20 protein-coding genes are annotated in these 20,375 nt (G+C 65.4%); 3 read left to right on the top strand and 17 right to left on the bottom strand.

All coding sequences use genetic code 11. The annotated features are described in order from the left end of the window. Positions 1–14: 14 nt before the first annotated feature. The 11 genes from AWC25_RS06075 to AWC25_RS27300 form a co-directional block, all read right to left on the bottom strand. Positions 15–788, bottom strand: coding sequence for an ESX secretion-associated protein EspG (locus AWC25_RS06075; RefSeq protein WP_069399815.1), 774 nt, complete (start codon positions 786–788; stop codon positions 15–17). Further along, on the bottom strand, positions 785–1,783 hold the full coding sequence (locus tag AWC25_RS06070) for a beta-ketoacyl-[acyl-carrier-protein] synthase family protein (protein ID WP_069399816.1): 999 nt from the start codon (positions 1,781–1,783) through the stop codon (positions 785–787). Before AWC25_RS06070 ends, AWC25_RS06075 begins: the two co-directional genes overlap by 4 nt. Continuing rightward, entirely contained in the window at positions 1,780–3,855 is a 2,076-nt protein-coding gene (locus AWC25_RS26410; protein ID WP_142278707.1) for a hypothetical protein, read from the bottom strand. Before AWC25_RS26410 ends, AWC25_RS06070 begins: the two co-directional genes overlap by 4 nt. A 19-nt stretch (positions 3,856–3,874) precedes the next feature. Continuing rightward, the gene (locus AWC25_RS26405; RefSeq protein WP_142278706.1) at positions 3,875–4,336 is read right to left on the bottom strand and encodes a hypothetical protein; all 462 of its coding nucleotides are present in this window, start codon (positions 4,334–4,336) and stop codon (positions 3,875–3,877) included. Between the two features lie 67 nt (positions 4,337–4,403). After that, a complete protein-coding gene (locus AWC25_RS06045; protein WP_069399820.1) occupies positions 4,404–4,688 on the bottom strand; it encodes a hypothetical protein in 285 nt (94 codons plus the stop codon). A 14-nt stretch (positions 4,689–4,702) separates the two neighbouring features. Next, positions 4,703–4,972, bottom strand: a complete 270-nt coding sequence (locus tag AWC25_RS06040) for a WXG100 family type VII secretion target (RefSeq protein WP_069399821.1) — start codon at positions 4,970–4,972, stop codon at positions 4,703–4,705. Further along, positions 4,969–5,865: an ESX secretion-associated protein EspG gene (locus AWC25_RS06035; protein WP_069399822.1), complete on the bottom strand. Its 897-nt coding sequence runs from the start codon at positions 5,863–5,865 to the stop codon at positions 4,969–4,971. Before AWC25_RS06035 ends, AWC25_RS06040 begins: the two co-directional genes overlap by 4 nt. Next, a complete protein-coding gene (locus AWC25_RS06030) occupies positions 5,862–6,944 on the bottom strand; it encodes a PPE domain-containing protein (RefSeq protein WP_069399823.1) in 1,083 nt (360 codons plus the stop codon). Before AWC25_RS06030 ends, AWC25_RS06035 begins: the two co-directional genes overlap by 4 nt. 39 nt (positions 6,945–6,983) lie before the next feature. Further along, positions 6,984–7,280 (bottom strand): PE domain-containing protein, encoded by a 297-nt coding sequence (locus AWC25_RS06025; RefSeq protein ID WP_069399824.1) that lies wholly within the window; start codon positions 7,278–7,280, stop codon positions 6,984–6,986. A gap of 15 nt (positions 7,281–7,295) precedes the next feature. Further along, entirely contained in the window at positions 7,296–8,684 is a 1,389-nt protein-coding gene (locus tag AWC25_RS26400; protein ID WP_142278705.1) for a hypothetical protein, read from the bottom strand. 69 nt (positions 8,685–8,753) lie between these two features. Next, positions 8,754–8,930 carry a hypothetical protein gene (locus AWC25_RS27300; RefSeq protein ID WP_232326958.1) on the bottom strand — a complete coding sequence of 59 codons (177 nt, stop codon included), beginning with the start codon at positions 8,928–8,930 and terminating at the stop codon, positions 8,754–8,756. A 477-nt stretch (positions 8,931–9,407) separates the two neighbouring features. On the opposite strand from AWC25_RS27300, the gene AWC25_RS06005 reads away from it, so the two are divergent. The 3 genes from AWC25_RS06005 to AWC25_RS05995 all read left to right on the top strand — a co-directional run bounded on the left by AWC25_RS06005 (position 9,408) and on the right by AWC25_RS05995 (position 14,035). Continuing rightward, positions 9,408–10,322: a class I SAM-dependent methyltransferase gene (locus AWC25_RS06005; protein WP_069399827.1), complete on the top strand. Its 915-nt coding sequence runs from the start codon at positions 9,408–9,410 to the stop codon at positions 10,320–10,322. An 11-nt stretch (positions 10,323–10,333) separates the two neighbouring features. Then, the gene (locus AWC25_RS06000; protein ID WP_069399828.1) at positions 10,334–11,518 is read left to right on the top strand and encodes a CoA transferase; all 1,185 of its coding nucleotides are present in this window, start codon (positions 10,334–10,336) and stop codon (positions 11,516–11,518) included. Positions 11,519–11,791: 273 nt separating this feature from the next. Next, positions 11,792–14,035: a SulP family inorganic anion transporter gene (locus tag AWC25_RS05995; protein ID WP_069399829.1), complete on the top strand. Its 2,244-nt coding sequence runs from the start codon at positions 11,792–11,794 to the stop codon at positions 14,033–14,035. An 18-nt stretch (positions 14,036–14,053) separates the two neighbouring features. On the opposite strand, the gene AWC25_RS05990 is transcribed toward AWC25_RS05995, so the two are convergent. The 6 genes from AWC25_RS05990 to AWC25_RS05965 all read right to left on the bottom strand — a co-directional run bounded on the left by AWC25_RS05990 (position 14,054) and on the right by AWC25_RS05965 (position 20,362). Beyond that, the gene (locus tag AWC25_RS05990) at positions 14,054–14,494 is read right to left on the bottom strand and encodes a response regulator (protein WP_069399830.1); all 441 of its coding nucleotides are present in this window, start codon (positions 14,492–14,494) and stop codon (positions 14,054–14,056) included. Continuing rightward, complete coding sequence (locus AWC25_RS05985; RefSeq protein WP_084229261.1) at positions 14,491–16,008, bottom strand: sensor histidine kinase; 1,518 nt, start codon at positions 16,006–16,008, stop codon at positions 14,491–14,493. The genes AWC25_RS05990 and AWC25_RS05985 overlap by 4 nt, the downstream gene beginning before the upstream one ends. A gap of 65 nt (positions 16,009–16,073) precedes the next feature. Further along, entirely contained in the window at positions 16,074–17,219 is a 1,146-nt protein-coding gene (locus AWC25_RS05980) for a PP2C family protein-serine/threonine phosphatase (protein ID WP_372513553.1), read from the bottom strand. Between the two features lie 187 nt (positions 17,220–17,406). Next, a complete protein-coding gene (locus AWC25_RS05975) occupies positions 17,407–18,576 on the bottom strand; it encodes an acyl-CoA dehydrogenase (RefSeq protein WP_069399833.1) in 1,170 nt (389 codons plus the stop codon). 35 nt (positions 18,577–18,611) lie between these two features. Beyond that, complete coding sequence (gene purE / locus AWC25_RS05970) at positions 18,612–19,127, bottom strand: 5-(carboxyamino)imidazole ribonucleotide mutase (protein WP_069399834.1); 516 nt, start codon at positions 19,125–19,127, stop codon at positions 18,612–18,614. Next, entirely contained in the window at positions 19,127–20,362 is a 1,236-nt protein-coding gene (locus AWC25_RS05965) for a 5-(carboxyamino)imidazole ribonucleotide synthase (protein ID WP_085166481.1), read from the bottom strand. Before AWC25_RS05965 ends, purE begins: the two co-directional genes overlap by 1 nt. Between the last annotated feature and the right edge of the window lie 13 nt (positions 20,363–20,375).

The raw sequence follows: 20,375 nt of genomic DNA, 5'->3' as shown, positions 1-20,375 counted from the left end.
GATTTCGGTTTGGGCTAGCCACGTCGAAACTCCCGAAGGATTGCGACATCCTCGGCGATGAGCCGGTCAATCTGCTCGGACAGGAAGGCTTTGGTCATGGGCCTCGCGCAAGAGGGATCGGGCGCATAGATGTATTCGCCATCGTCACGGATCCGCACCCAGACCAGGGCCCGCTTTCCGCGGTCGAGACCCCATCTACGGGTTGGGCGCCAATGACATTGAATCGTGGAATAGGCGGTTACTTCGCTCGCCGGCACCCTGATCTCCGTCGTAGAGGCGGCCTTGTGATAGACGACGAAGTCGCCGTGGTCGAACTCCGCTTGAGCCCGCGGAACGTATTCCGGGATCACGATTTCCGGGTGTGTTCCGGGCTGAGTCAGCGAGATCGCATCTGAAATTGCCGCGCCAAGATCGTACGGCGAAACCGAATAGATATCGACGAGGTCGTCGCCGGGCCGCTGCTCCGCGAAGAAGCCGAGATGTCCTGCCCGGCAAGCAATCAAGCGCTGACTCGGTGTGTCGGTAGGTATGAATTGAACGCGGCACTCCACCCTGATGTCTGCTGACTCGTAGGCGCTCATGCACTCCGCAAAGATGCTCAGATCACCATGATTGAACCGGTCCGGCACCGTGCTGGTATAGAACGAAGCCTCGTCACGGGTAGCGAAACGCGGGCCCTGGGTGAACATAAAGGGATACGGCATAAAGTCGCGACCGAAAAACTGGCTGATCGCATTCAAATCGACCAAATCAATGGTTCCGACCTGATCGAGCAGAACCCCGCTCATGCGATCACCTGAATCATGCCGTCGGTGCAGACACGTGGTGGGCGCTTCAGTCTCAGGACTATCGCGGTTGCGCTGAGCTCATATTCAACGGCCAGCAACAGGACAATCGAGTCCGCCCTCAGGTGGCCTGTCTGTGCCAGACAGATCAGACCATCCGCCTGCGTGCTCACACCCAGATAACCATGATCAAGATTGTGCTGATGAAGTTCTTCCGACCACGGCAGCCCAATCAGGTTCGCCAGTGACCGGAAAGGTTGTCCGTTGTCCGACCCTTGAGGCACGAAATGCGTGATGTACTGCGGGCTCAACTTTGCGTCGGCCAGGGCCGCCCGTATCGCGCACAGAAACATCCGAAAAGATTGACGCATCGAGTCGAGGGAACGCGCCGCCGTCGCGCGCACATAAGCACGGTGGAAGTCGTCGGCGTTGGTGTTCTCCCAGAACTTTTCGTGAACACGCCAATCGTCAGCGACCGCAGGATAACTCGCGGTTCCACTACCTAACAGTTTGGCGAAGCCCGCATCGTGTGAGATGACCGCCGCGTAGGAGACGTCGGACAATGGTTCGCCGCCAAGGGTTCTCGAGTTCGCAAAGCGATCGGTCCAAGACCAGTTGTCGGCGCCGGTACAGAGCGAATAACCGGCATCATCGAGCAATCGTGCAGCCAACAACCAGGACGTGAGTCCGCCGGCACAATTTTGCTTCATCTCCAGCGCATTGCCATGGCATCCGACGACGCCATTTTGGATGTGGTGATGGACGGGCCAGCCCTGACTGCCCTGGGGTCCGATGCCGGCGTGCACGAGCCAATGCACCTGATCCGCACCAACGTCGGCCGCTGCGAGCGCTGCCTTGCCGGCCTGTACCGCCATCTCCGCCGGGGTGCTGCCGGGGTGCTCGCAGATAGCGCGCCAGTGGCAATCCGGTGCCACTTCGCCATCCACCAGCGCGCGCGGATTCGGCCGCAGAACGGCAACCGACTGAAGCGATGTCATCGTCCGACCTCCGTGCGCTGCTCGGATCCGGTCCGACGCGTGTAGCTCACCGCCAGAGGTTTGGGCACCTGCGGCGCGGGGGGTGCCGGTGTCCGCGGCGTGGGCTCGGCCCCTTCTGGGCCATCGTCGCCGATCACGGGGACGACGGCGTCGACCTCGCCGAGGACGAGCTCGCCATTCTTCTTGCGGCGCAGCGCTTTATTGGCCTTGTGCTCCTTACCGCCCGGCCCGCGTTGCCCGCCGCCACCACCACCGCCCGGTGGCGTCCCTCCGGCTGAACCGCCGGCGCCCAGCGGGCCACCGGCACGCGCCGCCGCAGCGCCCGGGAAATCGGTCCCCTTGGCCGTCGCCACCGGCGCACCCGGCGGAGATAGCGTGTCGCGTCCTTGAGACCCGATACCGGCCCCGCCGCCAGCTCCCGCGTGTCCGGCGCCCCCATGTCCGGCACCGGGTTCCGGCTTGCCGAGCGCGTCGAGGTTCTTGCCGAGCCCGCCGGGCAAGCCGGCACCCGGCGCACCACCCTGGTGGTTGCCCGCCGCGCCCAACGCTTGCTGGAGTGGTTCCTCGAGCCCCTGTGCCGCTTGGCTCAATCCGCTGCCCAAACCCGATCCACCGGAACCAGCCGATCCGCCGGAGCCAGCCAGGCCCCCGGAGCCAGCCGAACCGCCCGACGAGTTGGCTGTACCGCCCAAAGGATTCGTGGAACCGCCGAACGGGTTGCTGATCCCGGTACCGGTGGGTGAGACAAAATCATCAGAACCTGCACCAGAACCTGCGCCGCTGCCAGAAGGATCGGAAGTGCCGCCGTCGTTCAGCGATGGAGCGCCAGATCCGTTGAGAGCACTGGTAAGTGCGGCAGTGTCCGGCGGCGCCGTATTCGGCAGCGGGAAATCTCCGGAGCTTCCCGTCGGGTCACCCGTGGGATCGACACTGCCATCATCACCGGACGACGCGAAATCTTCGGAGCCCGGCGGCGGCGCAGCGTTCAGGTCACTCAGCGACGGCGGCGACGTGGTGTTCAGGTCGCTCAGGGGCGGCGGCGCCGTGTTCAAACCGGCCACCGCCGGCGGCGCCGTGTTCAAACCAGCCAGCGACGGCGCCGCCGAGGCAGCCAGATTGGTCAACGGCGGCGCCGAGGTGTTCAGGTCACTCAACGGCGGCGGCGTGCTGTTCACGCCGCCGGGAGGCGGCGCCGAATCGGTGTTGAGGTCCCCGGGCGGCGGGGTAGTGGTCAGGTTGGGCGGCGGTGGTGTCGCCGGTGGAGGTGGAGGCGGCGGAGGCGGGGTGTTGTTCGTGTTCTGCCCATCACCGGAGCCGTCGCCACCGCCGCCGGACCCGTCGCCGGTCCCGTCGCCAGTGCCGGGGTCCGGCGGCGGCGCCGGATCATTGGTGGGCGTAGAGAACCCGGGGTTATTACTGGCAATGCCCGAAATGTTCGGCGCGTAAACCGTATTCATCACGTCTTGCGCAAACGAATCGTAGACGTTGTTGATTTCGTCGGCCTCGTTCGGCCAACGGTCTATCGAGGCTCGATAGCCGTTGATATTCTCGTCGAGATACCACTGCGTCTGAAAAACCGTGTGGGAAAAAGCATTGATGAGGAGACCTAATGCATTGGCTCCTGAGGAAATATTCGCAACATCTGGAAGCGACGCCGTGACGTTTTGTATCGCGGCATCATGCGTCTTGCCAACCCACTCATTTTTGGCTTCTTGCTGCGCAAGTTGTTGCTGAAACGTCTGGGACGCCTCGACGATGCTGCTCGCGATCTGCTGCAAGCTATTGCCGCTGCCGTTGTCTAGCGTACCTGAGGCGTTACTGAAGGCCTGCCACATGGCTTCAAAAGAAGCACCACCGAAGTCCTCGAGCGCGACGCTGGCCGGGTTTGCCGTCGTCCCAGAGATACTCTGCAATTCATTCTGCGAGACAGCGAGCGACGTCACATCGCTATTCGACAGAGTCTCCCAAATCGCCCAGTTGGCGCCGGGTGTGTTCTGCGCGTCTTTACCCGAATTGATCAGATCATTAATTTGTTCGGGCGTGAGCGGAGGTGGTTTCTTATGGTGTGACATGGCTACCCGGCGCTTTCGACTATCCGGACGATGTCAGACGGTCGCAGGCCGCCTTCACTGTTGCCGAAAATTGGTCAAGGTATGACAAGTACTGGTTGACCGATTGTTCGATGCCGTCGAGTCCCGAAATATCCAGTTCCAGATTGTTTTTGGTTTGAATTGCCGACGCGAGAGTTCCGGGATCGCCCAATGCCGGGAGATTTTTGATGTTGGTCAGCTGGGTGTTCAGGGCGTCGTGAAAGGTCTGGACGATGTTGAGATACGCATCGCGCGTCTGAGTGGACAGTTTCACGTCGGCCGGGCCACTCTTCTGCAGATCTTTCAACCCGCTGTTCAACGAGCTGATATCCGTCCCGCTGGTCGAGCCGCCGCCGCTGGGTCCGCTGTTTGTCGAACCGGTGTTGGTGGGGCCGCTGTTCGTCGAACCGCTGGTGGTTGGGCCGCTGTTCGTTGAACTACTGTTCGCCATCAGTTCCGCCAATTCCTATCGGTGAATACCTGGCCGCCCGGACTCGTCGAATCGACAAGCCCGGGCTCCACGGCAATGATCAGAATGCTGCTGCGTTTTGGGCGTCGAGCGCCTGCATGGCCGCCTGCTGGTCCTGCGCCTGCTTCTGCGAGATGGCCATGTTGTTCAGCACGTCGTCCAGCATGGAATCCAGGTTCTGATGCGCCTGACTCAGCGCCGTCGCGCCGGCGCCTTCGTACACGGTGCCCAGCACGTTGAAGAGATTGGCGATGTCAGACCGGACTTCCTGAATCCCGTTGACCAGACTCGTAACGTCGTCCAATGAAGAGTTGTTCGACGCGAAGTTGTAGAGAATCTCGCTCATGTTTCGATACTCCTTTAGTTGTTGTCCATGTTCGCCACAGAGCGAATTTGCGCTGAAGCGGTCTCCACGATCTGGTTGAGGTTGTTGATGATCTGATTGATGTCGTCGTTCTGCGTGGCCGAGGTGTGGCCGTATGCCGTTGCGCTGCCGCCCTTCCAAGCGGATCCCAGCATCAACTGCTGGCTGTCCTCGATCTTCTGCAACGTAGCGACTGCCTGATTACGGGCATCTTCGATCTGCTGAATCTTCGCCTGAGCTTCCGCCGGCGTGAGTGAAAGTGTCATTGCTGGGTGCCGTTTCCTTTCTCATTTGGATGTTGGTTTGCCGTGCGGCGACGCGCGCGTTGGGTGTTAAATTGCGCCCCCCCGCAAGCCGCCCACCCCTCTTCGGCGAGTGCGACGAGTTGTCCGATCGCTTGACCGAACACATGGTCGGAACCCGGTTTGAGGGTGGTCCACAATTCTCCTGTCGGAGAAGCGCTCGGAGCGCCGATGATGCGCCCCCGCTTGGTGTAGAACACCGCCACTGCCGCCGGACCACGTGAAATCCGGTCTTCATAATCGGCCAGCGCGGAATACACAACCTCGACGAATGCTTGACGCGATGCCAGCGCGGTGCCCAACGCCAGCGCGGCGTCGGGCTCAGCCCCCAGGGTACGGATCCTGTCCGCCAGTTCCAGTGCGTCATGGGTGCCGGTCAAACATTCCGACATCATCCGCAACGGTGCTCCGACGGGGACGATGTCCGCGGGCCGACCCGGTGGCAGTTCGGCCCGCAGCGCGAGCGCCACGTCACGTAACTCGTTGCCGTGCGGGACTATTCGCAGGAAAATATCCACACCGATGCGACGGGTGAGCACGCAGAGCGTTCCGCGGCGCACCATGCTCACCCGTGCCGTACCGTCCGGCGTCACCATCCGCATGGCCAGCTCTCGATCGGGCCGCTCCAATGCCTGCAACACCGGCACCAGGTCGGGGTGCACCTCGTCTCCGACGAGCAGCCTGCGCGACGACAACTCTCGGCTGGCCTGCGCGAGGGCCGCGTCGCGCCTGTCCACCGTGCTATGCCGGGACCGCAGTCGCAGCACCGTCGGAAGGTCATGGACACCCACCCGCGAGGCCGCCACCCGGAGTTGATCTTCGGTCAGGCTCAACCGATCCCAGAGTGCTGTGGTCACAGCGTCAGCCCCTTGTCGACGCCGATCACCGGTGGCGACACCCAACGGTCGGAAACCTGTTCGAGTGTCGGCTCGGGTGCGTCGGCAAATTGCGGCGGTTCGGGTTCGGCGGGCGCCACAAGTTCGTCGAACAACGAGGTGTTAGGCCCCCAGCTCGCATGGGAAACCACGAACGGCCCGTCGCGCTGTTCGGCGGCCGGCAGCCACGAAGGATTGGTTTCGGACAGCCCGGCGCCGCTCTCACCGCTGCCGTCAAGCGTTGTGGCAAAGGATGACTGGTGCTCACGGGAGTTGATGCCGCGCCCCATGGCGGCCATCGGGCCATAGCCGGTGCCCATCGGTCCGGCACCCGACGCCCCGGCAACCGCCCCACTGGTGTGCACCGTCTTGGAGGGGCTGGTCGATTTGACTTCGGCGGCACGAAACGGTGCCAGCGGCAGCGGGGCCAAACCCGCACCGCCACCGCCCTTTTCTGCGCCGACGACGTCGGAGCGTTCCTCGGTCTTCGCCTCCTGTTCGGCCTTCAGGGCAGCACCGCCGCACAGCGCGGGTGGCGGCGGCTGATCCCACGGTGCGGCCAGCGGTTCACATGCTTCCTCGTATCGGTACATCGCCGCCGAGGCGGTCGCCTGCTGCGTCGTCACCTCTTGGTCGAGTTCGGCAAAGCGCCCGTCGAGTATTGCTCCGTTGTAGGCAGCGAGCGACGCCATGACGTCATGGGCCGTTCGCGCTTCGACGGCTTCGGAGACGCTCGGCATGGTAAGGACCGCAGTGCTGTACGCGACCGCCGCGCCCTCCGCGCGCTCACCGTTACCCGCGGCGCTGAGGCTGATCGACCGCAGCCATTCGCCGAAAGCGTCGAGTTTGCGTGCCGCCACATCGGCCCCGCGGCTGGCGAACGCAGTCTTCAGCTTTTCCACGACCTTGTCGTATTCCTCGGAGATGCTTGCCCATTCGTCGGCGACACGCACCCATGCGGCGCCAGCCTGCCCGACCGACATCGGTCCGGGTCCGTCAGCGAGATCACGGGCAAGCTGTTCCGAACTACGTGATTCCCATGCGACATTGGTGAATCCCACGCCCGGCCCTCCCTTCCCAGACGATCAGACGATGCCGGGTCAGACAGCGAAGTCTTCTTCGGCCGCCACGACGTTGTCCCTGTGCGCCCGCAATGTCGCTGCCACCTGCCGAATCTCCGTTGTTGCCTGATCGGCCGACTTGCCGAAGGCGGAGTGAACCTCGTTCAGCGTCGAGGCAACCCGCTGAGAAACCTCGTCACGAGCCGGAGCCACGGTGGTGAGATTCGGCGCTTCGGTCTGCATGAGCTTCTCCGCGCGGGCGGCCAACTCGTCTAGCTGCCTGGTTGCGAGGGCCACCTCGTCGGGCTGCATCCACAATTCAGCTGAGCTTGTCACAGCCAAACTCCTTACCTAGATCCTTAAATCGATATCCGGACTGGCGACTGCCTCTGTCTGTCCGATCACCGCCGGGGCAACGCTGCCGAGGTCGCCGACGATCTCATCGCCTTGCTGAGAGGTGTGCAGGAACGCTGCGGCGGTGTGGCTGCGCCCGGCGCCGGGCCGGGCACCCGCCCCCATGGGTGCGCCACCCATCATCGGCGCCCCACCCATGGAAGGTGAGGTGACCGCATCGGCGCGCAGCGCTTCGGGAGCCGCGTCGGGCGCCGGAACGGCCGGCGCCGTCGACAACCGCGACTGGATGGTTTCCAGCGGAACCCCGCCGGACCCGCCGACACCCGCGCCGCCGGCGAATCCGGGCTTGCTATGGGACGCAGCATTCGCGGCATTCGCGCCACCACCCACGGGCGCCGTCGCTGCCGGCGACAGCGGAGCTCCCGCACCGAGGCCCTGCATCGCATTCGTAGCCGCGCCAACGCCTTCCATCGCCGGCATCGCCACGGCCTGCATCATGGGAGCAAACATCGACCCAGGTGCCGAGGCCGCGGCGGCAGGAGCGCTGGCGGCCGCGGCCGGGGCCGCGGCGAGGTTGGTGCCGAATTGTGATGCGTTGACAGCCGCCGAGGGCCCGCCCGCCGCCGCCAGCCCGGCGCCTGTTTGCCGCGCCGAGATCAACGACACCGGGGTCCCGGCCGCGGTGGTGTTCGCCGATTCGGTGCCCAGGGTCCCCTGCAATTCGGTCATTACCGCCGTGGACATCGTGACCGCCTGATTAGCGGCCGCGATCGCCTGTGCCATACCCCACGGGAAAATGATGTTCGGGCCGATCGCCGCGATCGTCGCCGAAAACTGGTTCAGTATCGCTATGAGTTGCGCCTGGGCCTGCTGCACGCTCGCGGCCGCGGTGGACAGACTGGTGCTCAAAGCTGTTGCCTGGCTGGACACTTGGGCGCCATCGGTCAGCGCGGCGCCGGTTTGCGCTACTGCCGCCGTCGCGGCATCTCCCTGCCAGGCGCCAGCAACGTTAGCCATGGCCCGCTGCACCAGCTGGGCCGCCGAGCCGAGGGTGTTCGAGATGTTGCTCAGCATCTTCGTCGGATCCAAGTTGGAAAACACACCGGGACCGAGCATTCCCAGGGCATCCGTCACCGGCTGAATCATCTGAGTCAACAGACTGGTCAGCATGCCAGTCATCTGGTTGTTGCCAGCACCCGTCGGCGGCGTCCCGGGAGGCGCCGGGTCCTGCTGCGGCGCCGGTTGTGGCAACGGCGGAACGTTGAGCCGCGCCAGGATGTTTTGCACCGGCTGATTCAGGTAGGCGCCGAGGTCGGATTCACTCGCGTTGATGACCGGCCCCGGGTCGACCCCGGACAGAATTTGCGCCGATTGATTGCTTGGCACACTTGAAGATACGGGCGGGACCGGAGACGGCACCGCCGCTTGTTTGGTTACTGGCATGTCTGCCCAATGTCACGCTTCGTCGGCGACAACAAAAGAGATGTTGGCGGCCTGCGTTGCCGCCGCGATGCCCGTGTGCACCCGCCCCAACTCCAGGGTGGCCGCCAAATTGTTGGCCTGGGCCGGCGCGTAGGCGGCTAGATAGCTCGCGCCTATCGGACCCAAGGCAGCGGCCGCTGCGGCCAGCATCGCTCCCCCATCGGCGGATCCTGAAGACGAAATCGCCTCTCCAGCAGCGGCATTGGTACCAGCGAAAGCCTCAAGAGCTGGTGGAACCACGGAAAGAACCATGTGCATTACCCCCTTCTCAACGCCGGGCGTGACCGGCCCCCACGCCGCATCTCTGCGACGACGAGGCGATGCTTATTCAGACTAGCGCGGCGTCTGCCGCTAGATTGGTCGCCGGAAAACGCTGACAACGGTGCCTGTCTTCACAGCCGAGCGCGTTGACTCTCAGCGACCCCTGTGACGAGGAGCAATTCGCGCTCTCGCTAAATGTACTGGTATACAACCACTTTCGCCAATGCAGTGGCGGAGACGCGGCGCACACTACCCGAAACGCCGGGAACACGCCCACCGGGCGACGGTCGGCCAACGTGGGGACCGTATCGTTACTACGTCTAATCAGTACACGGTCTAATCAGTACCCGGCGGAAGGGACGCGTAGTGGCGCGCAGCGACAACGACACCTGGAATCTGGCGACGAGCGTGGGGGCCACCGCCACCATGGTTGCGGCCGGACGCGCGCGGGCCACCAAGGACCGCCTCATCGATGATCGGTTCGCCGAGCCGCTGGTGCGTGCCGTGGGCGTCGACTTCTTCACCCGATGGGCCAACGGCGAAATCAACACCGACGACGTCGACGAACCCGGCGCCCCGTGGGGCATGCAGCGCATGACCGACCTGCTCGCCGCGCGTACCCGCTACATCGACAGTTTCTTTGCGAGGGCCTGGCAAGGCGGCATTGGCCAGATCGTCATCCTGGCGTCCGGCCTGGACGCTCGCGGCTATCGCCTGCCCTGGCCGGCCGGGACGACGCTGTTCGAAATCGACCAGCCGGATGTCATCGAGTTCAAGACCGCCACGATCGAAGCGCTCGGCGCACGGCCCACCGCCGAGATTCGGGCCGTCGCAATCGACCTGCGCCACGACTGGCCGTCGGCGCTGCGGCGGGCCGGGTTCGACACCGGCAAGCCCGCCGCGTGGGCGGCCGAAGGATTGCTCGGCTTCCTGCCCCCGGACGCCCAGGACCGCCTGCTGGACAACATCACAGCACTCTCCGCCGACGGCAGCCAACTGGTGGCCGAGGTGTTTACGAACACCGGCTCCAACCAGAACGCGCTCAACAGCGCCAGCCAGCGGTGGCGGGACCACGGACTCGACATCGCACTGGACGATCTGGGTTTCCCCGGAGAACGCACCGACGTCGCCAGCTATTTGCACGATCTCGGGTGGCACCCAGTGTGTACGCCGCTGAACCAGTTGCTGGCCGACAACGGATTACCGCAGCAACCCGACGGTGCCGACGCCCCGTTCGCCAAGAACTATTACTGCAGCGCGGTGCTGCGCAAGGCGCGTTAAGGAGGGTCACGATGCCAAACGGGCAGCCGCCCAAGCCGCTAGACGGCTACCGGGTGCTCGACTTCACCCAGAACATCGCGGGTCCGCTGGCCGGACAGGTGATGGCCGACCTCGGCGCCGAGGTGATCAAGGTCGAGGCCCCCGTTGGGGAGGCCGCCCGACAAATCGTGGCGGTGCTGCCCGGCCGCCCACCCCTGCCCACGCTGTTCTGGCCGCATAACAGGGGCAAGAAATCGGTGGCGGTGGATCTGACCGACGATGCCGGCAAGCAACAGATTCTGCGGCTGGTCGACACCGCAGATGTGGTGCTCGAGGGGTTCCGTCCCGGCGTGATGGAGCGTATGGGGTTGGGCCCCGACGATTTACGAGCGCGCAACCCGAAGCTGATCTACGCGCGCCTCTCCGCCTACGGAGGTAACGGTCCGCACGGCAGCAGGCCGGGAGTGGATCTGATGGTCGCGGCCGAGGCGGGCATGACCACCGGCATGCCCACCCCCAGCGGCAAACCCCAGATCATCCCGTTCCAGCTCGTCGACGCCGCCAGCGGTCATGTGCTGGCCCAGGCGGTGCTGGCGGCACTGCTCAACCGGGAACGTCACGGCGTGGCCGACGTGGTCCGCGTCGCGATGTACGACGTCGCGGTCGGGCTGCAGGCCAGCCAGCTCACGATCCATCTGAACAAGTCCGGCGACCAGCCCAAGCCCGAGCCGGACGGCGCGCGGGCCAAGAAGCGTAAGGGCGTGGGGTTCGCCACTCAGCCCTCGGACGCCTTCAAGGCCGCGGACGGCTACCTGGTGATCAGCGCCTACGTGCCCAAGCACTGGGCGAAGTTGTGCGAAATCATCGGTCGGCCCGACCTGCTCGAAGACGAACGGTTCATCGACCAGCGTTCCCGAGCGATCAACTACTCGCAGCTCACCGAGGAACTCGAGTCGGCGCTGGCCGCCAGGACCGCCGCCGAATGGGTCGAACTGCTGCAAGCGGCTGGTCTGATGGCCTGCCTGGCTTACACCTGGAAGCAGGTGGTCGCAACTCCGTTGTTCGCCGAAAACGAGCTCGCCGTCTCGGTGGGCAGCGGAGACGATGAAATCACCGTGATCCGCACACCGGCGCGCTATGGCAGCTTCGACGCGACGGCCGCCGGTCCCCCACCCGCGGTGGGCGAACACAACAACATCTATCTGACCAAGTCGTGACGCTTTATTGGCGTTCTCTTTGAATCGCCGATGACAGATATCATTGTCACTGTGCCGGCGACTGGCTTTCTTTGAGTTGTCGATGAATGCGTAGGCGTTTGTCGAGAGCTTCCGACAACCGGAGAATGCTTCCACACACGAACTTGCCGCAGGCGGCGCAATGTCTTGCCGTTTGCTGATCCGCCTCGTCGCGGTTTCGGGAGCCCGTGACGTCGCATTGACAGGCGGCGTTCTACCGGTCATAAAGGGGTCTTCAGCCGGAGGAGTCAATCTATGAGTGCGCCTGTCACCGATAGTCAAGGAACGGCAACGGGGCCGTCTTTTTTGCAGAATCTGCGTCACGATGTGCCCGCCTCGCTTGTCGTCTTCCTTGTGGCGCTGCCACTTTCACTCGGAATCGCAATCGCCTCGGGCGCCCCACTGCTCGCCGGCCTGATCGCCGGGGTGGTCGGCGGCATCGTCGCCGGCGCACTCGGCGGGTCCTCGGTTCAGGTCAGCGGACCCGCCGCGGGTCTCACGGTGGTGGTCGCCGGGTTGATCGACGAACTCGGCTTTCCGATGTTATGTGTGATGACCGCGGCCGCGGGGGCACTGCAGATCGGGTTCGGCCTGAGCCGGATGGCTCGCGCCGCACTGGCCATTGCCCCGGTGGTCGTGCACGCGATGCTCGCGGGCATCGGAATCACGATCATGCTGCAGCAGATCCACGTTCTGATGGGCGGATCGTCACACAGTTCGGCATGGCAGAACCTCATCGCTCTGCCGAACGGCATCCTGCATCACGAACTGCACGAAGTGATCACCGGCGCGACGGTGATCGTCATCTTATTGGTGTGGAACCGGCTGCCCGCGAAGATCCGGGTCGTCCCGGCCCCGCTGGTGGCCATCGTCGCGGCCACCGTCTTCGTGATCGTGGCGGGCCTGGACACCGATCGAATTACGTTGTCCGGCAACTTCTTCGACGCGATAAACCTGCCGCACATCGCCGGTACCTCGCCCAAGGGCAAGCCGTGGATGGAGGAGGCCAGCGACATCATCGTGGGCGTGCTGACGATCGCGCTGATCGCCAGTGTGGAATCGTTGTTGTGCGCGGTGGGGGTGGACAAACTGCACGATGGTCCGCGGACGAACTTCGACCGGGAGATCATCGGTCAGGGCGCCGCGAACGTGATGTCCGGACTGCTGGGCGGGCTGCCGGTCACCGGCGTCATCGTGCGCAGTTCGGCGAACGTGGCCGCCGGTGCCCGCACCCGGATGTCGGCGATTCTGCACGGCGTCTGGATCCTGGTGTTCGCCTCGCTGTTCACCGGGCTGGTCGAACTCATTCCCAAGGCCGCACTGGCCGGACTCCTTATCGTGATCGGCGCCCAGCTGGTCAAGCTCGCTCATATCGAATTGGCTTGGCGCACTGGTAACTTCGCGATCTACGTGGTCACCATCCTGTCCGTGGTCTTCCTCAACCTATTGGAGGGAGTGGTTATCGGGCTCGTCGTCGCGATCATCATGTTGCTGGTCCGCGTCGTACGCGCGCCCGTCGTGGTGCGGCCGGTCGGCGACGAGCAGTCCACGCAGTGGCGCATCGACATCGACGGCACGCTCAGCTTCTTGCTGTTGCCCCGCCTGACCAAAGCCCTGGCTTCGGTTCCCGAGGGATCCCAGGTCACACTGAACCTGAACGCGGACTACATCGACGACTCCGTCTCCGAGGCGATCACCGACTGGCAACGTGCCCATGAGGCGCGGGGCGGCGTCGTGGCCATCGTCGAGACGTCCGCCGCAAAGCTGCATGAGGCACATGCGGGCCCACCGAAGCGGCATTTCCGCCCGAATTCGATTGGCCTGGCACCGTGGCGTTCTTCCCCCGGCCGCCAGGACGATCTCGCCGAGGCTTCCATCCTGGACCGCATCGACGAGTACCACCGCAACGGCGCAGCCGTGCTGCACCAACACATCTCCGACCTCAACGGCTCACACGACCCGTACGCGCTCTTCCTCACCTGCGCCGACTCGCGCATCCTGCCGAACGTCATCACCGCCAGCGGCCCTGGGGACCTCTACACCGTCCGCAACTTCGGCAACTTGGTGCCGACCGGCGGGGCAGACCGATCCATCGATGCCGCACTGGAATTCGCCGTTGGGCAGCTCGGGGTGCGGTCGGTGGTGATCTGCGGACATTCGCAGTGCGCCGCCATGAAGGTGCTCGCCGACGACAACATCGACCGCGCAACCACCTCCATGGGACAGTGGCTCGAATACGCCAGCGAAAGCCTGGCCGCCTACCACGCCAACCATCCGGCCCGCCGCAGCGCGGAGGCCGTCGGCTACTCGCAGGTCGACCAGCTCAGCGTCGTCAACGTCGCAATCCAGCTGGAAAGGCTCACCCGCCACCCGGCGTTGGTGGACGCGGTCGAGTCCGGCGACTTGCAGGTGGTCGGCATCTTCTTCGACATCCCGACCACCCGGGTATACGAGGTGACCACGCACGGCATCGTGTGCGCAGAGGAGTCCGTCCGATAGCCGAGGCCCTGGCTCGTCTCAGACGCCCGGCAGCCGGACGACCTGCAGGAAGAACTCGTCGATCTGGCGAACCGCATTGATGAACTGGTCGAGGTCAACGGGTTTGGCCACATAGGCGTTGGCGTGCAGCTTGTAGCTGCGCAGAATGTCTTCCTCGGCCGACGAGGTGGTTAGCACCACCACCGGGATGCGGGACAGGTCGGCGTCGGACTTGACCTTTTCCAACAGTTGGCGGCCGTCGTATTTCGGCAGGTTCAGATCCAGCAGGATCAGATCGGGCCGCGGCGCATCCTCGAATCCGCCGCGCCGATAAAGAAAGTTAAGTCCCTCTTCGCCGTCGTGCGCGACGTGCAGACGGTTTTGGAACTTGTTGTGTTCCAACGCTTCCCGGGTGATGAGCTCATCACCCGGGTCGTCTTCGACGAGCAAAATTTCGATCGCCCGGCTGGCTGGTGTCACTGATGAGCTCCTTCCAGAGCGGTCGATTGGGTCACGCTCGGGCTCACCGGAAGTGTGAACTCGAATCGGGTCCCTTCGGTGTAGGTCGTATCGATGCGGACCGTACCGTCGTGGTATTCGACGATCTTTTTCACCAGCGCCAAGCCGACACCGGTGCCCGGATACACCTCCCGGCCGTGCAGCCGCTGGAAGATGACGAACACCTTTTCGGTGAACTCCTCGGCGATGCCGATGCCGTTGTCCGAGACGGTCAGCAACCAGTGGTTGGTATCGGGGCGCAGTTCGCAGTCGATCACGACCCGCGGCGGTCGGTCGACGTGCCGGAATTTGATCGCGTTGCCAATCAGGTTCTGCCACAACATCGTCAACAGGGTGGGGTCCCCGACAACGTGGGGCAGCGGCTGGTTGGGCCGCACGATCTCACTGTTGGATTCCTCGATGGCGGCTTCCAGGTTGGACACGGCCGCGTCCAGCGTCGCGTCCAGGGCGACCTCGGTTTGCTTGCTGCCCACCCGCCCGACTCGGGAAAAGCTCAGCAGGTCGCTGATCAGCACCTGCATGCGTTTAGCGCCGTCGACTGCGTAGTTGATGTATTCGATGCCCCGCTCGTCGAGCTTGTCGCCGTAGCGCTTCTCGAGCAACTGGCAGAAGGAGGCGACCTTGCGCAGCGGCTCCTGCAGGTCGTGCGAGGCGACATAGGCGAACTGCTCGAGTTCGGCGTTGGAGCGCTTCAGCTCGATCGTCTGCTCATCCAGACGCGCCTCGGCTGCCCGCGAGATGTCGAGCGCGGACACGATGCGCTGCCGCATGTTCTCGACGTCGACGGCCATGTCGCGGATATCCTTGGGCCCCTGCGTAAGTGAGATGTTCTCGGTGAAGCTGCCCTCGGTGATGCGCCGGCACGACGCGGCCAGCGCCGCGAGTGGCCGGGTAATCGCGGCCCGGGTCGTCACCCCCAGCGTGATCGCGAGACCGAAGAACACCAGTACCACTGCACCCAGCACTCGGTCCCGCCACGCGGTGACATCGGCCAATTCGTCGGCGGCTTGCGCCGACGCGGCGGCCAGATCGGTGTTCTGCGAATCGAAAAGCCCGCGCAGCTTGTCGAATTCGGCCTTGCCTCGATCGGCGACGTTGCTGTTGGCAAGGCCCGGCGAGTTCGGCGTCACGTTGGTGATCAGCGGTTCGGCAGAGCTGACCCGCCAGTCGGCGGCGGCCCGTTCGATCGCGTCCAGGTCGTTGAGCAGGTCGACCCGCCCGCCTAGCAGCCGCCGCAGCTCGTCGGCCGCCGCATGCTCGGCATGCTGACCGTCGTAGTACGGCGTGAGGAACTGCCGGTCCGCGGCGATCACATAACCGCGCACACCGGTCTCCTGATCACGCAGCGCCGCCTGCAATTGGAATGCGGCCACCCGCGCCGGCTGGATCTCCTCACTCAGGCTGTGCGCCACGTCGTCGCTGCGGTTCAGCAAAACCGCACCCGCCAGCGCGCCGGCGAGCACCAGCACGCCCATGCTGACCAGCACCAGGAACAGCCAACCCCGGACGGTGAGCCGGGCCCGCAGCTCCGAGCGGGTGCTCACGGCGCCGTCCGCTCCACGCGCACCACCGCGATGTCGTCGGTGAGACCACCGCGCGGCTGGGCGAGTTGCTCGGCGCCGTCGATGAGCGCGTCGACGAACGCCGACCCGGACAGACCAGGGTAGTTACGCGCGAGTGTCAGCAAGCCATCCTCCCCAAGTCGCTCGTTGCCCGTGCCGGAATATCCCTCGAAAAGCCCGTCGGTCAGCAGCAGCAACCCCTGCCCCACCGGCAGTTCCAGCTCATCCACCGGCCAGTCGTCGGCGCGCAGCCCCAACGCCGGTCCGGCCGGCGGCTCCACCCATTCCACGGTCTGGGCACCGTGCCGCAACATACCCGGGTGACCGGCCCGGATCGCGGTCAGCCGCGGACTGTCGGGCGCGATCTCGAGGGACAGGACCGTGGCGAAGATGCCGCTGCCGCTACGTTCGGCGTGCAGCACGCGTTCCAGCTGACGCATCAGTTCGCCCGTGCGTACGCCCGCGAATGTCAGTGCACGCCAAGCGATTCGCAACGCGGCGCCCAGTGCCGCCTCGTGCGGGCCGTGCCCGGCGACATCGCCGATCAGAACGTGGACCACCCGATCCGGTGTCTGCACGACGTCGTAGAAGTCCCCGCACAGCAACGCGTCCGCGCGGCTCGGCCGGTACCTGGCGACGATCTCCACACCCGGGTTGTCCAGCAGCAGCGGTGACGGCAGCAGACCCCGCTCCAGCAGGGCGTTCTCCCGGGCCCGCAGCTGAGTGGCATGCAGATCGGCGGCGATCAACTCGACTCGTTTGCGCTCGATCGCGTAAAGCAGGGCACGACGCAGCATTTCGGGCTCGACACGGCCCTTGACCAGATAATCCTGCGCCCCGGCCGCGACCGCGGAGGCACCGAAGTTCTCGTCGTTGAGACCGGTCAGCACCACGATCGGCACGGTCGCATCACGTTCGGCGATGCGGTTGAGCGCGTCGATGCCATTGGCGTCGGGCAGGTGCAGATCCAACAACACGCAGTCGGGGCGGGCCGCGGCCAGCTCGCGCTCGGCGTGTGCCATGGACTGCGCCCAGGTCACCCGGATGTCGTCGACCGCGCCGGCGATCAGATCCTCGACCAGCACCGCGTCGCCCCGGTCGTCTTCCACCAAAAGCAGCGACAAGGCCCGCCAATGTGCGGGCGGGCTGACTGGGCTCAGCATTCCGCACCCCTCGCCGCAGTCGTGCCCTTGCTCATCTCGTGTCACGCGGCCGCTACATCCCCGAACAGCCGTCGTGCGTGAGCTTGGTTGTAGCGACCGATGATATTAGCCGGGCTGAGTTTGCGACCAATGGGCCCCGGGCGAGCGTTCAGCGCAGCAGCGCCCGCGACATGACCACGCGCTGAATCTGATTGGTGCCCTCGTAGATTTGGGTGATCTTGGCGTCACGCATCATCCGTTCGACGGGGAAGTCGATGGTGTAGCCGGCGCCCCCGAACAGCTGCACGGCGTCGGTCGTGACCTCCATCGCGACGTCGGAGGCAAAGCACTTCGACGCCGCCGAGATGAAGCCCAGATTCGATTCGCCGCGTTCGGCCCGCGCGGCCGCGCTGTAGACCATCAGCCGGGCAGCCTCCACCTTCATCGCCATGTCGGCCAGCATGAACTGCACGCCTTGGTTGTCGCTGATCGGGCGGCCGAACTGCTTGCGGTCCTTGGTGTAGGCGATGGCGGCATCCACCGCGCCCTGGGCGATCCCGACGGCCTGCGCGCCGATCGTGGGGCGGGTGTGGTCGAGGGTGGCCAGCGCCGTCTTGAAGCCGGTGCCGGGTTCGCCGATGATCCGATCCCCCGGGATGCGGCAGTTCTCGAAGTACAGCTCGGTGGTCGGTGAGCCCTTGATGCCGAGCTTGCGTTCCTTCGGGCCCACGGTGAAGCCCTCGTCGTCCTTGTGCACCATGAACGACGAGATGCCGTTGGCGCCCTTGTCCGGATCGGTCACCGCCATCACCGTGTACCAGGTCGACTTGCCGCCGTTGGTGATCCAGCACTTGGCGCCGTTGAGAATCCAGTCGTCGCCGTCGGCCTTGGCCCGGGTGCGCATCGCGGCCGCGTCGCTGCCCGCCTCGCGCTCGCTAAGCGCGTAGGACGCCATCGCGCTGCCGTCCGCGATCGAGGGCAGCACCTGCTTCTTGAGCTCCTCGGAACCGCGCAGGATCAGGCCCATGGTGCCGAGCTTGTTCACCGCCGGGATCAGCGACGCCGAGGTGTCGACACGGGCGACCTCCTCGATGACGATGCAGGCCGCGACGGAGTCGGCACCCTGACCGCCGTACTCCTCGGGCACGTGCACGGCGTTGAAGCCCGACGCGGTCAGCGCGTCCAGCGCCTCCTGCGGAAAACGGGAGTTCTCGTCGACGTCGGCGGCGTGCGGGGCGATCTCCTTCTCCGCCAGCGCCCGGATCGCTGCCCGCAACTCCTGGTGCTCCTCGGGCAGTTGGAACAGATCAAAATCCGGGGTTCCGGCCCATCCGGCCATGTTGAGAGCCTCCTCATGTCCTAGCTCCGCTTAAGCTACTCGTGGGTAACTTTACCTCGACGCTCCTGCAGGGCCGCATCCTTGGCCCGTACGCTCTCGGCCAGTTGGTCGGCGAAGGCCACCAGCCGGGCCCGCAGCGCGGGATCGGCGGACCCGAGGATCCGCACCGCCAGCAGGCCGGCGTTGCGGGCACCGCCGATCGACACCGTGGCGACCGGCACCCCGGCGGGCATCTGCACGATCGACAGTAGCGAGTCCAGCCCGTCCAGGCGGGCCAGCGGCACCGGCACGCCGATCACCGGCAACGGTGTCGCCGAAGCCACCATGCCGGGCAGGTGCGCGGCGCCGCCGGCGCCGGCGATGATCACCTCGATGCCGCGGTCGGCTGCGCCCCGCGCGTAGTCGAACATCACGCCCGGGGTGCGGTGGGCCGAGACGACCCGGACCTCGGCCGGAATGTCGAACTCGGCGAGCGCCGCGGCTGCGTCGGCCATCACCGACCAGTCGCTGTCGCTGCCCATGATCACCCCGACGCGAGGCCTATCAGTCATTAGCGCCGCTCCTCATGCGGATCCCATCCATCCGTCCACTGCCCGTGTGCCAACCAGTGTGCCGCCAGCTCGCCGCGTTCACGCAGTTGCGGTAGCTCCGCGGGGTCGCCGCCGAGGAAATTGATGTGCGCGATCTTGCGGCCGGGACGTTCGGCCTTGCCGTACAGATGCACCCGGGCGTCGGGCATCCGCGCGTACAGGTGGTGCAGCCGCTCGTCCAGGCTCATCTGCGGCCGTTGCGCGGCGCCCAGCACGTTGACCATCACGGTGACCGGAACGATCGCGTCGGTGCCGCCCAGCGGGTAGTCCAGCACCGCTCGCAGGTGCTGTTCGAACTGGCCGGTCCGCGACCCGTCCATGGTCCAATGCCCGGAATTGTGCGGGCGCATCGCGAGCTCGTTGACCAGCAGCGCGCCGCCCGTCGTCTCGAACAGCTCGACGGCGAGCACCCCGACCACGCCCAGCTCACCGGCCAGCCGCAGCGCCAGCCGCTGAGCTTCGGCGGCCACATCGTCGGCCAGGTTCGGCGCGGGCGCGATCACCTGCACGCAGATGCCGTCGTCCTGCACCGTCTCGACGACCGGCCAGGCCGCACCTTGACCGAACGGCGACCGCGCCACCAGCGCCGCCAGTTCGCGCCGCAGTTCCACTTTCTCCTCGACCACCACCGGCACACCCTCGGCCAGGTAGGCGCGGGTGATCTCGCGGGCGTCGGCCAGGTCGCGGGCGAGCCGCACGCCGCGGCCGTCGTAGCCGCCGCGCGCCGCCTTGACTACCAGCGGGGCATCGACGCGGCGCGCGAAGGCGTCCACCTCGTCGAGGTGGTCCACGGAGTTCAGGCCGAGATAGCGCGGCACCGCGGCGCCGAGGGCATCCAGCCGGCGGCGCATCACCAGCTTGTCCTGGGCGTGCAGCAACGCCTGTGGCGGCGGCGCCACGTTGACGCCGTCGGCGACCAGCTTCTCCAGCAGCTCCGTCGGGACGTGCTCGTGGTCAAACGTCAGCACGTCGGCGCCGTCGGCGACCCGGCGCAGGTCGTCGAGATCGGTGTGCAAACCGATCACCACATCGGGGCTGACCTGCGCGGCAGGCTCATCTGCGGAGGTGGCCAACACGCGCAGCCGCTGACCCAACGCGATCGCGGCCTGATGGGTCATCCGGGCCAGTTGGCCGCCGCCGACCATGGCTACGACGGGGGAAGCTTGCGGCGGGCGAGTATTCGGCACGGCCATCATGGTGTCACGACTA

It is taken from the genome of Mycobacterium sherrisii (assembly GCF_002102355.1).
Taxonomy (GTDB): domain Bacteria; phylum Actinomycetota; class Actinomycetes; order Mycobacteriales; family Mycobacteriaceae; genus Mycobacterium; species Mycobacterium sherrisii.
This window is presented reverse-complemented; position numbering and strand designations above follow the sequence as displayed.

Bases quoted from the DNA above. Each gene is read 5' to 3' on its own strand.
- AWC25_RS06075 (WP_069399815.1), bottom strand. From the start codon at position 788: ATGAGCGGGGTTCTGCTCGATCAGGTCGGAACCATTGATTTGGTCGAT.
- AWC25_RS06070 (WP_069399816.1), bottom strand. From the start codon at position 1,783: ATGACATCGCTTCAGTCGGTTGCCGTTCTGCGGCCGAATCCGCGCGCG.
- AWC25_RS26410 (WP_142278707.1), bottom strand. From the start codon at position 3,855: ATGTCACACCATAAGAAACCACCTCCGCTCACGCCCGAACAAATTAAT.
- AWC25_RS06045 (WP_069399820.1), bottom strand. From the start codon at position 4,688: ATGAGCGAGATTCTCTACAACTTCGCGTCGAACAACTCTTCATTGGAC.
- AWC25_RS06040 (WP_069399821.1), bottom strand. From the start codon at position 4,972: ATGACACTTTCACTCACGCCGGCGGAAGCTCAGGCGAAGATTCAGCAG.
- AWC25_RS27300 (WP_232326958.1), bottom strand. From the start codon at position 8,930: ATGCTGGCCGCAGCGGCCGCTGCCTTGGGTCCGATAGGCGCGAGCTAT.
- AWC25_RS06000 (WP_069399828.1), top strand. From the start codon at position 10,334: ATGCCAAACGGGCAGCCGCCCAAGCCGCTAGACGGCTACCGGGTGCTC.
- AWC25_RS05995 (WP_069399829.1), top strand. From the start codon at position 11,792: ATGAGTGCGCCTGTCACCGATAGTCAAGGAACGGCAACGGGGCCGTCT.
- AWC25_RS05985 (WP_084229261.1), bottom strand. From the start codon at position 16,008: ATGGGCGTGCTGGTGCTCGCCGGCGCGCTGGCGGGTGCGGTTTTGCTG.
- AWC25_RS05975 (WP_069399833.1), bottom strand. From the start codon at position 18,576: ATGGCCGGATGGGCCGGAACCCCGGATTTTGATCTGTTCCAACTGCCC.
- purE (WP_069399834.1), bottom strand. From the start codon at position 19,127: ATGACTGATAGGCCTCGCGTCGGGGTGATCATGGGCAGCGACAGCGAC.
- AWC25_RS05965 (WP_085166481.1), bottom strand. From the start codon at position 20,362: ATGATGGCCGTGCCGAATACTCGCCCGCCGCAAGCTTCCCCCGTCGTA.